Below are 14978 nucleotides of genomic sequence, written 5' to 3'. Positions count from 1 at the left end.
ATACGGGGCAGATGGGTGTTAAGACAGCGACTGTAAAATACGGCATAACTAAAAACCACCTTGACGAAGTGGCGTCGTCGTTATGAATTTACAGATACGAGGGATTAGAGACACGAAGCCTGCTGTGTGCAGAAATACAATGCACACGAGGTGCCCGATGGAAGTTGAAAAGGTATTTAGAAATACGCGGATTTATGATCTTAATGGAGATTACGAAGCCGTTCATTACCATTTAGTGGTCAATTCGTTTATTCCGCATCAGCAACTCTGCGGAAGGAATATCAAAATAGAGCCCGTCAAGGCACAAAGCTTGCTTGACGGGCGTTTACTTTTACCCTTTGACTATAAGTCATATTCTTGCTTTTGGAAAAATCCAGTTAATTGCCTTCCTAATCCCAATTCTCCTAGTGCCGAATACAAATTTAATGTTTTTTCTATAGAAAGATCATTTAATAAATTTTCAATTGCAATTCGTTCTTTATGACACGAGTTCCCTTTTGTTGAATCATTAATATAATTAGTATTTGGATTAAATAAGTTTAAATCAATAGGATAATCACCGATGAAATATTTTTCAGAGAATCCCGCTTCTTTACATACGCTTGCTAATCCCATTCTATTAAAATATGAAATATGATCGGGACTTACAACCCAATAATTTCTTGAAATATAATCTTCCTCATATAGTTTCTTTTGAATAGGCGAAAAGTCGTTTGGAACTTCTATGATAAGAACTCCATTGGGTTCAAGTAGGCTCGAGCAATACTTTAAGATTTCCAAAGGATCGAGAAGGTGCTCAAGTACATTATCCAACAAAATACAATGGTATTTTTCCTTATTAAGACTTGATTTAATATTCTTTTCAATATCCCCGACCAAAATATCTTCTACACAATCCGGGTTAAACTGCTTACAGCCATAATTACTAAAATCCATTCCTGTTACTTGCCATGACTTCTCCTTAAAAAACTTTAATGCCCAGCCTTCCCCACAACCGATATCCAAAAATTTATAAGATTGATTAGGGTCCAATTCGCCAATTAGTTTTCGAATAAGATAATATTTTCTTTCCAATTGATTATTGTAATAAGTAATCTCTTCGGGAGAATAGCTTGCTTCATAGCTCCCCTTAGGATCCTGATAATATTTTTTAGAATAATATTCATCAAGTTCGTCTTTAGTAGGTTTATTTTTCAATTCATAATAACCATATTGATTCAAAAACACGTGTTCATACATTGGGTTGCTCCCCTTTTGGCAATGAAGATATGATAAAAATTGAATAAACGAAAAATCAAACGATCCAGGTTGCCGATAATAAATATAATCTACGTTTGCGAAATCCTCTGGAACAAAATTTAACGAGGGATAGTGGAACCAACTATAAAAAGCACCCTCTATTAACCATGGATCGCATAAAACACGTTTAATGCTTTATCATTACATATACGTTAGAAATATATTGAACACGCATTCGAAAGGCTCTCCTCATTGAGAAATATAGTATTGGCTATTTATTTATCGGCAAAACGCGTCAACTATCTTAGACATTTTTCATAAACATAACAAATCCAAAATGAGTGCAAACTATGTGTTTACGTTCTCCTTATACGCTCTAACGGCTAAATTTTGTTAAATTCCTTTGAAGCAGGCTGATTAGCAACCTTGATAACCCTAATTATTTCTTTCTACAGAAAATGGAGAACGATATTTTAAAGCAAGCCGCGCTGATCATGGGACGACAGTAGCGATCATCCAGAACAATCGGGATAAAATACTCGGTATCAGCAATGCGCGACGTCCTGCAAATCGCAAGAAACACGTACTACTATGAAGCCAAAGAACAAGCGAAGGAAGACCATGTGTCCGAAGCCATTGTGGACATCTTCTACAAGAACCGAAAAGCCTACGGCACCCGAAAAATCAAGGTCAAGCTCCACGAATGTGGGCTGGTCGTTTCCAGACGCCGAATCGGTCGGATTATGAAAGAAGAAGGACTGATTTCAACGTACTGTGAAGGTTCATAACCAATGACACTATATTGGTGTGCTTGTGGATCTGTTCAATCGAGAAATCATCGGCCATAGTGCAGGTCCCCATAAGGACGCAGCACTGGTTTCCCGTGCCTTTGCGACCGTGAAAGGCAACTTGCGTCAGATTCAATGGTTCCACACAGACAGAGGAAGTGAATTTAAAAATCAATGCATGGATGAGCTACTGAAAACCTTCGACATCCTGTTCCCTTAATTGTTTAGCCTGCTGGCAATAGCCCCTTATTTCCTCCATCAATTGCTCATACTCTGCTTGCGCCTGGGCAATTGAGCGTACCGTTTCCACTACTACATTGTTCCTCTACTACCTGTTCACGTTTTGCCATTGTCTGCTCATCTCCTTAGATTTTTCTACATGCAAAAAAGGCTCACTCCATCTTCAACAAGTGGAATAAGCCTTCTAAGCGAGGTAACTTCTCTGCCGTTATCACGTGGAAACTTTATCTGTTGACATTTTATGGGGGATACTGTATATATTCAAAGCCAATACGAAAGACAGAAAAGGAGGATCTGCATGCACAGAGTGATCAAAATCAGATTTACGCTCTTCTACGGTGAAGCACCTGAGGCAAAATGTTACGGATACATGGAGTTGAATCAGGATGGCAATATGATCGCGCTCTACAATATGTACGGTGAGGAAATAAACATGTACGGCGGTCATGAATATGTTAGGGTACGGACACTTGGCAAATTTGATGACGAAGACCGTGATCATTTTTATTCCTTGTTAGAAAGTGATGGTGTGGGCTAGCCCCCTTTGACCACTCAAAGGGGGCTTAAAGTCCGCAGGTATACGATTATTCGTTATCCGGCGCAGCCGGACCAGCCGGGGTCATCAAGCCTTGAACGGCACCGAAGAACGGGCGAATGGACTTGATCATGCCGTAGCCCATCCTCACGACTGGAACAAATTTCTGGACCACGCCGAACAGCCGCAGGCCGCCGCCGAGCATACCGCCGAGCGCTCCTACGCCCCCAGCGGCACCGCCAAGCCCGCCCAGGCCGCCTAACAGCGAGCCCATCATCGGCAGGAATGCAGACACCTTGGCGGACGGTTTGCGCGCGCCGTTTCTCCGGTTGCCGAGACGGACGCCAGGGGCACGCGAACCGGCTTTGCGTTTGAGAGATCGGGAGCCTCGCTTCCCGGAAGAAGCGCGTGGGGGGGCTTCAGCGCTGGCAAGTACGAACCCGCCGCAATTAACGTCGGTGATGTAGCCGACGTAAGTCTCTCCGCTGTGCAGGGTGACGCAGACCGGACGACCCTGAAGCTTCTTAGCCCGTGCGCGCATCCCATTCGATTGTGCCATGGAAGTTCACCTCGCTCACTGATTATAATTCAGTTTACGCCAGGGGCGGGCTGCCTGCCTGTGCGAATGGGGCATGCGCACGCCGAAAATCGCTTAATGGGCTCGCCGTCACCGGGGCTTTAGCCTGCACAAAACGTTGGAAGCAAAACTAGCCGCCCCTCCAGATTCAGATTTTTGGATAGTTGGTAGGAGGTTTATCCCTCTTCCAAGTACATTTTCACAATTTCCAACTTGAATTCCTGACTATATGTCTTTTTTGTGAGGGGAGCTTTCTCATACCAAAAATACAATCATTTGTGCTAATTGTCCATTTTGTGGATATGCCGTTCCTCTTACTTGCCGCTCACATATTTTAAAGAGAGATAGTTTTGATCATCACGGATAAGGGGGGCGATATCATGGGAGTCAGCCCAAAGAACTCTATCAAAAAGCAGGGAGTTTCTATTATTACCTGCACGAATCGTCAGAGATATTTAAACAACCTGTTTAATAATTACAGTCGACAAAACCATCCCAAGAAAGAACTTATTATTATTGTCAACAACAATAAGATACCTCTTGCACCTTATCAAACCTTAGCCAAAAAGTTTCGAAACGTACACATTTTTCGTGTTTCAGAACGGTCCTCTCTCGGTGCTTGTCTAAACTACGCCGTCAAGAAAACGAAATACCGCTACATTGCCAAATTCGATGATGATGATTATTACGCTCCCTATTATTTGACAGAAAGCTTGCAGACCTTTCAAAGAACAAATGCCGATGTCATTGGAAAGCGGGCACATTATATGTATTTACGTGGATCAAAGACTCTTATCCTACGTTTTCCACATGATGAGAATCGACCTGTAACCCTAATCCCGGGCGCAACACTTGTCTTTAAACGGAACGTATTAAACAAAGTTCAGTTCCCAGATAAAAGCGTCGGTGAAGATGATCTTTTTTGCATAAGAAGTAAACGGAATGGTTACAAAGTTTATTCTGCAGGGAAAAATAATTTTGTCGCCATACGAAGGAAAAACTCATCAAACCATACATGGATCATCAATGATAAAGAACTAATCTCTCGTAGTAGAAAAATTCCATCTGTTAAGAATTACAAGAGCTTTGTACAGAAAAAGCCAAAGGGCGTATTATAATGGCGAATCCAGGTACTTCTCGTGGTCATAATGCTGTTTCCATAATCGCTTGTACCAAACGGCGACAATGCATGGACAACCTTTTTCATAACTACACCAGACAGAATTATAGAAATAAAGAGCTTATCGTCATATTAAATAATAATAAGCTGAAGGTGAACGAATATATAAAAGCCGCAAAACAATATAAGAACGTAAGGATATATAGCTTACCGGGTCGTATATCGCTTGGCCATTGTCTGAATTATGGGGCTTCATTATCTAAATACAGCCTAATTGCCAAATTTGATGATGACGATTATTATGCGCCGGGCTATTTAACTGATAGCGTGCGAACCCTGTTAAAGACCAACGCTGATATTGTAGGAAAACGAGCCCATTATATGTATCTGAATGAAAAAAAACTCCTCCTGCTTCGCTACCCTACCAAAGCTAATCAATATGTTTCCCTGGTTCAAGGAGCCACCCTGCTCGTAAAACGACATGTGCTAAGTAAGGTTGATTTCCCCAATAAAAATCGAGGGGAATGCGTAAAGTTCTGTTCCGATAGCCTGGCAAAGGGCTATAAGATTTATTCAGGAAGTAAATCCAACTTCCTTGCGATTCGCAGGAGGAACTCTAAAGGTCATACTTGGATCGTAAGCGATAAACACCTTTTAACAAGAAATGCTAAAGTGCTAAAAGTAAGAAACGCAAAAAAATTTGTATGCCAAAGCTAACTTTCTTTAGCTGATAACAGATCCATTTGAGCCCTTCAAGACTCTGCTGCCAACCGTAACCATCAAATCATGCTTAGTCGTATCCAACAGCCAAGCCCAGTCGGGGTTGAAGGGCACTAGTCCATTTACAAAAAAAGTGATGTTTGTCCTAACTCAAGCCGACCAACGAACATTTCACAGGTGTTGTGAGATATTGTGAGAATAACATGCCCTTACTTATGATACGGTTCACCGTAACGGGTCTAACGGAGAATTATTCTAAAAACTTTATCCCTTTTTATTTATAATTTGCTTATAATGGTTAGTTACACCTGCAATATGGCTAACTACTAGGCATTACTCATCTGCTTCTTTATTTTGAAAGATTTCTCTCAAACCGATATGCGTTGCTATTCCGAAATCCATTAATTTACTATCTCCGGGGTGGATTTTAAGGCTCATGAGTTTGAACATGAAATTACCAATTGCCAGATTTCTTTCATTATACTGATATAGTATAAATTTTTTTAAAGCATCATAAATGTAACATATTAATATAGGAAACAGTTGTTCCCACTCTTTGTTTCCTCTTAAATCATCTTGAATTAGCGCCTCATTTTTAAAGCCGATGTGACCTTGACAAGGCTCAATTACGAAATTAATGATGGCGTAATGTTCTGCCCCAGCCCCCTGTCTAATGTATCTAGCTTGTTTTTCGACCCGTTCTTCTACAGAAATAATAGATACCTTGTCTACTTCATAAGGTGGATCAATCCAAATCATAGCGAACTCCTTTCTGTTCTAGCATCGGAAAAGATCTTTCCCATAAGTAACGCCTTCACACTTCTTGTTTCACTCCCGAAATAAAATGATTTCCCCGTTGCCGTTACTTATGGTACGGTTCCCCGCGCTGTCTATAACGATAAGTTTTTGTTTAGCGCATGGACTTGTACACCTTAGCCCCCCATCTTTTTGCAATCCTGTGTGCTTGCATTTATAAACCGATCGGTATACACTGTACCAAACAGAAATGAAGGTGAGGAGATTTTAATGAATATACTCATTCCCCCATTCACTCGCGAATCCGCAATTAAAAAAGTCCGGATGGCAGAAGATAGCTGGAACAGTCGTGACCCGCATCGGGTCTCACTTGTCTATACAGAGGACAGCCGTTGGCGCAACCGCACCGAATTTACAGTCGGTCGAACGGAATTTGTCTCGTTACTTACAAAAAAATGGGCTAAGGAGCTGGACTACCGGCTCATAAAGGAGCTTTGGTCATTCACCGATGACCGGATCGCAGTACGCTTTACATACGAGTGGCATGACGATAGCGGAAATTGGTTCCGATCATACGGGAACGAGAATTGGGAGTTTGCTGCCAATGGCTTGATGAAGCGCAGATTTGCATCGATCAATGATATGCCAATTAGTCAATCCGAACGAAAATTTCATTGGCCGCTCGGTCGGCGCCCCGATGACCATCCTGGTTTAACCGATTTGGGCCTATGACCCGTACCGTATTCGAAAAGGCCGATGTCATTCCGATGGTTGCTGAGGTTTTTCGCGAGCTCGGTTACGAGGGTGCATCCATGAGCAAGATCACGGCCCGCACAAGACTTTCCAAAGGAAGCCTTTACTATTTCTTCCCTGGAGGGAAAGAGGAAATGGCAGCCGAGATTCTCGCACACATAGATAAATGGTTCATAAGCAACGTATTTGAGCCGCTCGAACGGGACGAACCCCATGCGGCGATTCAAAACATGTGGCGTGAGATCGATGTGTATTTTCGATCGGGTCAACGTATATGTCTTATCGGTGCTTTTGCCCTTGACGAGACGCGGGACCGGTTCGCTTCGATGATTCGACAGTATTTTAAAAGGTGGATCGATTCCTTAAGTGCTGCAATTGTTCGAGCAGGGGCGTCCATTGAAGTCGCTGCCAAAATTTCAGAAGAGGCGATTGGCAGGATTCAAGGGGGACTGATCCTTAGTAGAGCGCTCAACGATGAGACCATTTTCGAACGTACCCTGGTAGGTCTCGCCGAACGAATAACGGAATTTTTTGAGGCGACTCATCATGATTGATGCCAGGCATGGAGTTTGTCCGTCCCCTGCCTAAAAAACTTGCCGTTACTTATGATACGGTTCACCCCGATTAATCTTCACCGCCCGAAAAATCTGTTCCACCAGCACCAATCGCATCAGTTGATGAGGCAAAGTCATCCTTCCGAAGCTCAGCTTCTGCTGGGCGCGGCGGAGGACCTCGTCAGATAGTCCGTGGCTACCGCCGATGACGAAGACGACATGGCTTGAGCCGTGGGTGCCGAGCTTGTCCAATTCCTCAGCAAGCTCTTCCGAGCTCCAGAGTTGCCGTCGATGGCAAGCACAATGACATGTGCTTCACTTTTCACATGGGCTAGGATACGCTCGCCCTCTCGCTCCTTGACCTGTCGGACCTCCGCCTCGCTCAGTGTATCAGGAGCTTTTTCGTCCGCTACCTCGATCATTTGGAACTTGATGTACGGGCTCAGCCGTTTAGCGTATTCCTGAATCCCCATGACCAAATATTTTTCTTTTAACTTTCCCACACCTATAAGTTGAATAAACAAATTCCCTACCCCTATCTATGTCGAATGATAATATAAAATCGTATTGGATTGTCAACAGAAAACTGGACAACAATTATGAGGGGATCTCCCTAGCTTCTACCGGCGTGAGGTATCCCAGAGTCCCGTGGATACGATGGTGGTTAAATCAGTTCACGTAGTCCCAGAGTTCACGTTCCAACTGCTCTGCGCTTTGGAAATGGACTTGGTTTGCAAACTCCGTTTTAAATACTTTAAACATGGCTTCAGCTACGGCATTGTCATAAGGACAGCCCTTCATGCTCAGAGACTGCTGGATTCCAAACGTACTTAAAGCACTGGAATATGAGGGCATTATCAAACTCTTTGCCACGGTCACTATGAAACAATTGAATCCTATCCAGGCCGCACGGAAATACTGGCAATGGCTTTGTAGACCAGGATGACTGTCTTTTGAGCACCGCTGCTGTAACCAATAATCTCACGGTTGTAGAGGTCAACAAATAAGCATTCATAATGCCATTTTTTTTGCACACGTATGTAGGGTTAAATCACTGACGACCACGGCAAAAGGCTGCTTTTGCTCAAATTTCCGCTGTAGGATATTCGTCTCTTTGGATTCATTAGAACCCGTTCGGAAGGGTTTGTATTGAGCTACTGTGTAGTTGGAAACCACCCCATGCTTCTTCATGATCTTCCCGATTTTGCGACGCGAAGCGTGGAACGCTCTTTTCCGCAGCTCAAATTCGGCCCGAAGGCATTCAATAATAAGTTGGTGTACAACATTCATGATAATCTGCTCCTTTTGCTTCGGTGTTATGATAGCCTGATTAGATGTAATATGAATCTAATTGCTATTGGCCTATATCCAACGTTTTGAGAAACATTACACTTCCCTTTGTCTTATGCTTTCTCCATCTATGGAACAAAGAAAACTCCCCTGCTCGCTCTTTTATGCGAACATGGGGAGTTATTATGTTACTTTCTCTATTAATATTTGCTGCTAAATAGAGTATTTAAGTTTACGTTCCTTTATAATACCAATATTCAATACATCACCATTTTCACTATTAACGTAATAACTAAAGCCACCGCCACCTTGCCAACTTACTTCTTCAGAAACGCCACCACTTTCTCCTTCAATGACTTTTCTCATTCTTGGAACAACTAGGTCTTGAATATGTTTACCAACTTCTATTCCAATATACCTTCTCTTCATCTTATGTGCTACTGCGGCTGTAGTTCCTGATCCTAAATACGCATCTAACACTAAGTCACTTTCATTGGTTGCAATTTCAAGAATCCTTTTTATCAAGCTCTCTGGTTTTGGTGTATCAAACACTGGACTTCCTGGGAAAAGACGTAAAAGGTGCTTTTTGGCCATTTCATTCGTTCCAACATCATTACCCAACCACAAAGTTTCTGGTGTTACCCCAATATTACTCGATAAGAATTTTTTTATTCTTGGGACGCCATTTCCATCTTTCCCAAACCAAATATTGTTTGACAGTATTTCTTGTTCCATCCGTTCTTTACTGTATACCCAACACCTTCCATTCGGTGGCGAATGTTTTCTTCCGTTAGGTGCAACTATCTCATAGAATTGACTCTTGACAGCATGTCCTGCTTGCACATGAGCGGATACTGACTGCCATGGTCCTCTTGGATCATTACCTTGATTTTTGTATCTAGACAACATTTCTGAATTTGGGGGGAGTAAATTTCTCGAATGCTTAAACTTGATAGGATTTTTAGCGTAAACCAAAATATATTCATGATTATTTGAAAACACTTTACGATTTTCCCTAGTAATTCGCTGTTGCCATACAATAGTTGTAATAAAATTTTTCCTTCCAAAAACTTGATCAGCAGCCACTTTTAAATAATGAACTTCACTATCGTCAATAGATATCCATATACTACCGTCATCGGAAAGGAAATGGTTTAGCTTTTCTAGTGTCTTAGTAATCTCTTCAAGCCACATTTCATGTTTCATATCATCATTATAATGAGTGTACTTTTCGCCATTATTATATGGCGGATCAATATATATACACTTCACCTTATTGCTAAATTGCTCACTAATAATATCAAGGATACTGCAATTTTCACCTTCAATAATCAAATTACCCGTATCTTCTTCCCCGTAGGAATTTCCTTTTACATACGTTAATTTACTATAATCATTTATTTTAACCATCTACCTTCTATTGTGAAATTATAGTTTATACCTGACAGACTATAAGTAATTCTGCATCATAGGATATATCAAAATTATTGCTAGAGTTGTTTAGCTTACTGTGTGAAAATTGACCCACGGAGATTGTTTCAACTCTTGAAAAATACCTCTTAGCCATATTTTCAAGCCTATTTATAGTGTGTACCCTAGGGGTAGCCTTTTTTGTTTCATCATATGGAGAATATGATAGAACAAGTGGAACATCTAGCTGACGTACTTTCTTGAACAAACTTTCAAAAGCGGTTGTTGCTTGAGATTTTATTGAAAAGGGTGACTGATGTCTGTCTTCTCTATATATTCCTTTACTTAAGTTTGTTCCGCCATTTAGGTTTGTTCTTGAGACTTTAGGATTATCTCGAAGACAAATTGTTTCAAGTACGTGATAATACCTACTATAATGATATCTAGTATAAGGAGGATCAGCATAAACAACTTTCGTGCTATTAATGTTACTCTTATAAATATAATCTAATGCATCCGAGTAATCCATCTTGTACACGTAATGATCAAACACTGACTTCTCTTGAGCTAAATAAAGCTCTAACCATTCTTTAAATACAAGAAATACATCTTTGCTTCTATCCTTTTGAACTCTGTTACCTATATTTTTTTTCGGGGTACCATCAGCGTTTCTGGGTTTGATTGGTTGGGCAAATTGCTTTCCAACAGTATTAACAATATCACTTGCTGTACTTAAAACTGAAGCAAGGAAAGTATCCTGTGCTTCTTGCGGAAGTTTATGGATCGCATCTAGAATGGAGTCTATTTGTAAAGATTGAAGGTAGGAGAAATAGATTCCTCCGAAATAACGGACAACTAATGCATCAGCACCTGTTGTAAGCTTTGAAGTTTCAAGACGAGAAACTGTACTCTTCAATACATGATTTAGTTCAGAAGAACAATCAAGATTCATACCCTGCTCATAGGATAAAATAGATCCCTTTTCTATTAGTTCACATAAAGGATTCGGATCTCCATGTAAAGCTTGGTTAATACAAAATGACTCGTATTCAATCATTGGTTGAATACTTGAATATAACTTTTCATAATGTGATGAATTTAGGCATCCTTCCAAAAACTCATTTACATTAAAGCCCCTAGCCACAGGCTTTAGTAACGCTGAACAAATAACCCTAGAATACTCCTGTATATCTACTGAAGTTACTGGTCTAAACCTAGACAGGTGCCTTGATACAGTCCCCGATCCTGCAAATAAATCACAGACTCCACCACCTGAAGGCTCTACTTGATCAATTGTATTTAGAATAAAATCAAGAATTCTTAACTTACTACCTAGATAGTGAATAGGTCTAAATTGTTTCTCTTGAGTAACTATTGATATCTCTGGAAACATGCTTAATTGACTGTATTTTAAATAATCATTTTGATCCATTTTAAGTTCTTGTGCATATTCAAGCTGCCTATGTTTCATTAAATCACCCCATCTTATACTGTTATATTCCAAATTGGTAGATGAGGACATCTTATTCTTAACTCATTTACGGATGTAATGTGCCTCTTCATTTGGTTGTTCGTAGTGACGGGAATCTCCCGATCTAGATATTGTCTAATTTCATTATAGAAAGGATCAGTAGGCATTGCGAGCACGTAAAGAAAATCTCGAGTAGACACACGCACAAATACACCAATAGGTCGATTAACTGTTGGGTATGCTAATCCAGCCGCAGCTCCAAGCTCTATTCGCCAATTATGGCTGGCTACTGAAACACTATTTCTTATCTCAGTTTCTCCAAGAATTCCCGTTGCAGAAACGTTTCTGAGCACCATACGGTAATACCCATTAACACCTGCTGGAGCACCAAAAAAGTTCTCAAAAGTATACTTACTAAAGTTAGCCTGTTTCCACCTAACGTTATTATTTGGTATCTCCGCAACCAATGCAGGATCACTTTCGTCGAAAATCCATGCTTGTAGATCTTCCTCTTCGATAAGCTCAGATATCAAAGAAGCATGTTCTTCTTGCGATTCATCTTCTTGCTCCTGATTCTGCTGGACTTCAAAGCTTGAATCAGCAGTAGATTCGTCTGGTCCAAGTAATCCGGCTTTATTTTTTAATCTTGAAATGACCTTTGCATTCTCCCTAGCCTTCTTAATAACTTCTTCATCATCTACTTGCTTCAAGAATCGCGCATTTAGATCGAGCCAGCTATTCCAGTAATCTTCAATTTCTTGAATTTTATTACTGTCAACTTCAACTAAACTAAAAGCTTCTCTATTTCGTCTTAAACCTTTTTCTGTTAAATTACCAGAGCCTAAAACTAAAACACCACCAGTATAATTTTTAAACCAACTGAATTTCGGATGAAACAATGATCCCTTTGTATTATGATGGAAAACATAAACCTCTAGTCCACTGAATTTATTTCTTAATTCATTTACTTGTTCAAGTGCCTTTTCACTGGTTATCTCATCAATCCCAACTATTAACTTAAAGCTTCCATTTGTAATAAGTTTAGTAAATGTATCATCCTCAAGAAGTAACTTTGCCCCTCCGGCAGTAACGAAAGCATATGCCCCTCCACCTTGGGTAGCACCCTCAGATGCTTTTAGTAATGCTTCATGTAGGGAATACCCATCCTTAAACATAGGGTCCTGTATGTAGAAGTCCATTCTTATTACTCCTCTAACAATAAGATATTTAGTTTCATTATATCTTATTTTTTTATAATAGAGGGAAAGAAACTGCACCTACATTCGATTAATCTTAAGTTTAGTGATGGAGTCATACAGATGAAGTATTTTTATTATACCAAACATATGTTTCCATAACTATATTTTTTAATTTCCTATGCCCATTCAGGTGAGAATTTAGCCGTTACTTATGATACGGTTCACCTCGATTAATCTTCACCGCCCGATAAATCTGTTCCACCAGCACCAGCCGCATCAGCTGATGCGGCAAAGTCATCCTTCCGAAGCTCAGCTTCTGCTGGGCGCGGCGGAGGACTTCGTCAGAGAGTCCGTGGCTGCCGCCAATGACGAAGACGACATGGCTTGTGCCATAGGTGCCGAGCTTGTCCAATTCCTCTGCGAGTTCTTCCGAGCTCCAGAGTTTGCCGTCGATGGCAAGCACAATGACATGTGCTTCACTTTTCACATGAGCAAGGATGCGCTCTCCCTCTCGCTCCTTGACCTGTCGAACCTCCGCCTCGCTCAGTGTGTCAGGAGCCTTTTCATCGGCTACTTCAATCATTTGGAACTTGATGTATGGCCCTAGCCGTTTAGCATATTCCTGAATGCCCATGACCAAATACTTCTCTTTTAACTTCCCCACACCTATAAGCTGAATAAACAAATTTCATACCCCTATCTATGTCGAATGATAATGTAAAATCGTATTTACGATCCTTAACTTAAAAACATACCTGTAACATAGTTATTTTAGCACCTGAAACGCCTCTTACCTATCTATTTCCTCTCCGCTACGAGCCTACCCCTGTTCAGGTTATAGCGGATCATTCATTTACGCTCTTCACAATGAAATGCCTATCCGTTTCGTATTCATCAAGACACTGTATTAGCATCTGTCGATATTCGCTGATTTGTTCCGCTGTCGCTGACTCCCGTAATGATTCAAACAATGCTGTACATTTCTTGAAATTACGATCGTTACCCGACTGATCAGCTAGTTGCATCGCCTGTAAAGTAAGCCCCACTGCATCCTGTAATCTATCGTACTTCCGATAATACAAAGCCAGGTGATAGCAGTAGCTATAATAGTAAGATACGTTTTCTGCGTCTTCATAACTCCCGAATTCATCAATCTGCTCTGTAAACGTATGTAAAATATCTCCTACATCCAAATGATACATAAGTGCTGTCTGTAATATGGTATTCAGCCCCGGTAATATTTCCTCCGGATGATCCTGTAAAAAGATTACGTATTCCTCCACAAGCTCTAAGTTCCCAGATAAAATATCTACTGCATATAAATTAGTCTTGGCTAAAAACCTGAATTCATCGACAACCTGCATACCCTCTTCCTCTAAATCCTCCATCCAACCAAGCTCAGCATACTTATAGATGCACTCCCTTGCCTGCTCATATGCCCCCTGGTTCTGGTGAGCCATCCCACACATCAGGTGGCTGAGTCCAAAATAATATACCAGCGGACGCTCTAATTGCACATGCGGGATGGATAATTTCATCGCTTTATGATACTGCCGTTCTTCATAGATGCGTTGTACACATTGGTACAAAATATCCGCCGTCTCCATCACCTTTTTCCAATTCTCAAAAGCCACAGCCATCTTCAACATTTCAACAATGATATCCGGTTTGAGTGATTTTAGGATAGAAGTTCTCAAGAATAGTCCCTCCTTATATTTCCATTTACACCCAATTGTATAGAAAATGAAAAGGGAGGTCAATATAAAAAGCACTTAAAAGTACAGTTTTCTACGTTTTTATTTTGCATAAGATGGTCTGTAACGATAATCTGTCCTCTTCTAACCTTAAGTGGAGGTGATTACATGAGTTTACCAGAAAGCGTCGGAAATCGGATACGAGAACTAAGAAAAGCTAAGGGATGGACGCAAGAACAATTGGCGGAAGCAGCAGGACTCCATTACAGTTATATTGGCGGAGTAGAACGTGGAGATCGAAATATTTCATTGGAGACGTTGGAAAAAATAATTTTAGCGTTAAAAGTTCCACCCTTTGAACTTTTCCAATTCGAAGAAACTACTGATCGAAAAGAAATCATAAATAAACTTATGTTACTCATAAATTCAAGAGAAACAACAGAGCTTGAAATGCTTACTACTATAACAAAAAATATTGTTGATTTAATTGAGTTACAACAAAAAATTAATTGAACATGAAGAGCAAATCGGGATTCTCAGACGAGTTAACAAAGAAGTTTCACGCGCGTTTGAGTAGAGCCATTTCACCCTAAAAAGCCTTGAATACAACAAAAAAAGGCACCACACAGGTG

17 protein-coding genes and 2 pseudogenes are annotated in these 14978 nt (G+C 40.7%); 7 read left to right on the top strand and 12 right to left on the bottom strand.

Translation table 11 applies throughout. The features are described from left to right. Positions 1–342: 342 nt before the first annotated feature. Complete coding sequence (locus BAZ21_RS23350) at positions 343–1239, bottom strand: class I SAM-dependent methyltransferase (protein ID WP_068505301.1); 897 nt, start codon at positions 1237–1239, stop codon at positions 343–345. 455 nt (positions 1240–1694) lie between these two features. Here BAZ21_RS23350 and BAZ21_RS29935 point away from each other — a divergent pair. Then, positions 1695–2235: pseudogene (locus BAZ21_RS29935) on the top strand (IS3 family transposase); the annotation flags it as partial. On the opposite strand, the gene BAZ21_RS29930 reads toward BAZ21_RS29935, so the two are convergent. Then, the gene (locus tag BAZ21_RS29930) at positions 2215–2337 is read right to left on the bottom strand and encodes a hypothetical protein (protein WP_256022403.1); all 123 of its coding nucleotides are present in this window, start codon (positions 2335–2337) and stop codon (positions 2215–2217) included. The pseudogene BAZ21_RS29935 and the gene BAZ21_RS29930 sit on opposite strands and share 21 nt — an antisense overlap. A gap of 228 nt (positions 2338–2565) precedes the next feature. On the opposite strand from BAZ21_RS29930, the gene BAZ21_RS23335 reads away from it, so the two are divergent. Beyond that, a complete protein-coding gene (locus tag BAZ21_RS23335) occupies positions 2566–2805 on the top strand; it encodes a hypothetical protein (RefSeq protein ID WP_068505299.1) in 240 nt (79 codons plus the stop codon). Between the two features lie 46 nt (positions 2806–2851). On the opposite strand, the gene BAZ21_RS23330 is transcribed toward BAZ21_RS23335, so the two are convergent. Beyond that, positions 2852–3361, bottom strand: a complete 510-nt coding sequence (locus BAZ21_RS23330; RefSeq protein WP_068505298.1) for a hypothetical protein — start codon at positions 3359–3361, stop codon at positions 2852–2854. Positions 3362–3759: 398 nt separating this feature from the next. Here BAZ21_RS23330 and BAZ21_RS23325 point away from each other — a divergent pair, with 398 nt between their 5' ends. Next, the gene (locus BAZ21_RS23325; protein ID WP_068505297.1) at positions 3760–4497 is read left to right on the top strand and encodes a glycosyltransferase; all 738 of its coding nucleotides are present in this window, start codon (positions 3760–3762) and stop codon (positions 4495–4497) included. Next, positions 4497–5216, top strand: a complete 720-nt coding sequence (locus tag BAZ21_RS23320; RefSeq protein ID WP_068505296.1) for a glycosyltransferase — start codon at positions 4497–4499, stop codon at positions 5214–5216. The genes BAZ21_RS23325 and BAZ21_RS23320 overlap by 1 nt, the downstream gene beginning before the upstream one ends. Positions 5217–5552: 336 nt before the next feature. Here the strand turns inward: BAZ21_RS23320 and BAZ21_RS23315 are convergent, their stop codons facing one another. Beyond that, complete coding sequence (locus BAZ21_RS23315) at positions 5553–5978, bottom strand: hypothetical protein (protein WP_068505295.1); 426 nt, start codon at positions 5976–5978, stop codon at positions 5553–5555. Positions 5979–6167: 189 nt separating this feature from the next. Here BAZ21_RS23315 and BAZ21_RS23310 point away from each other — a divergent pair, with 189 nt between their 5' ends. Together BAZ21_RS23310 and BAZ21_RS23305 are read left to right on the top strand one after the other, a co-directional pair. Next, complete coding sequence (locus tag BAZ21_RS23310; protein ID WP_305953040.1) at positions 6168–6707, top strand: nuclear transport factor 2 family protein; 540 nt, start codon at positions 6168–6170, stop codon at positions 6705–6707. Beyond that, on the top strand, positions 6704–7282 hold the full coding sequence (locus BAZ21_RS23305) for a TetR/AcrR family transcriptional regulator (protein WP_068505293.1): 579 nt from the start codon (positions 6704–6706) through the stop codon (positions 7280–7282). Before BAZ21_RS23310 ends, BAZ21_RS23305 begins: the two co-directional genes overlap by 4 nt. 45 nt (positions 7283–7327) lie before the next feature. Here the strand turns inward: BAZ21_RS23305 and rlmH (BAZ21_RS23300) are convergent. The 8 genes and pseudogenes from rlmH (BAZ21_RS23300) to BAZ21_RS23270 form a co-directional block, all read right to left on the bottom strand. Then, positions 7328–7806, bottom strand: a pseudogene (rlmH, locus tag BAZ21_RS23300) (23S rRNA (pseudouridine(1915)-N(3))-methyltransferase RlmH). A gap of 145 nt (positions 7807–7951) precedes the next feature. After that, on the bottom strand, positions 7952–8137 hold the full coding sequence (locus tag BAZ21_RS28215) for an IS3 family transposase (RefSeq protein WP_084011878.1): 186 nt from the start codon (positions 8135–8137) through the stop codon (positions 7952–7954). Between the two features lie 156 nt (positions 8138–8293). Beyond that, positions 8294–8572: a hypothetical protein gene (locus BAZ21_RS28210; protein ID WP_084011876.1), complete on the bottom strand. Its 279-nt coding sequence runs from the start codon at positions 8570–8572 to the stop codon at positions 8294–8296. Between the two features lie 213 nt (positions 8573–8785). Continuing rightward, positions 8786–9982: a site-specific DNA-methyltransferase gene (locus BAZ21_RS23290; protein ID WP_068505292.1), complete on the bottom strand. Its 1197-nt coding sequence runs from the start codon at positions 9980–9982 to the stop codon at positions 8786–8788. A gap of 25 nt (positions 9983–10007) precedes the next feature. Then, entirely contained in the window at positions 10008–11486 is a 1479-nt protein-coding gene (locus BAZ21_RS23285) for a DNA adenine methylase (protein WP_218061441.1), read from the bottom strand. Continuing rightward, on the bottom strand, positions 11468–12730 hold the full coding sequence (locus BAZ21_RS23280) for a phospholipase D family protein (RefSeq protein WP_218061440.1): 1263 nt from the start codon (positions 12728–12730) through the stop codon (positions 11468–11470). The genes BAZ21_RS23285 and BAZ21_RS23280 overlap by 19 nt, the downstream gene beginning before the upstream one ends. Before the next feature lie 127 nt (positions 12731–12857). Next, entirely contained in the window at positions 12858–13337 is a 480-nt protein-coding gene (gene rlmH / locus BAZ21_RS23275) for a 23S rRNA (pseudouridine(1915)-N(3))-methyltransferase RlmH (protein WP_013312768.1), read from the bottom strand. 160 nt (positions 13338–13497) lie between these two features. Then, entirely contained in the window at positions 13498–14349 is an 852-nt protein-coding gene (locus tag BAZ21_RS23270; protein WP_068505290.1) for a DNA-binding protein, read from the bottom strand. 165 nt (positions 14350–14514) lie between these two features. Between BAZ21_RS23270 and BAZ21_RS23265 the strand changes: the two genes are divergently transcribed. After that, positions 14515–14859 carry a helix-turn-helix domain-containing protein gene (locus tag BAZ21_RS23265; RefSeq protein ID WP_068505289.1) on the top strand — a complete coding sequence of 115 codons (345 nt, stop codon included), beginning with the start codon at positions 14515–14517 and terminating at the stop codon, positions 14857–14859. The last annotated feature ends 119 nt before the right edge of the window (positions 14860–14978 follow it).

The sequence above is a fragment of the Paenibacillus kribbensis genome (assembly GCF_001705305.1).
Taxonomy (GTDB): Bacteria; Bacillota; Bacilli; order Paenibacillales; family Paenibacillaceae; genus Paenibacillus; species Paenibacillus kribbensis_B.
The sequence above is the reverse complement of the archived record's forward strand: the minus strand, read 5'-3'. Positions and strand labels throughout refer to the sequence as shown.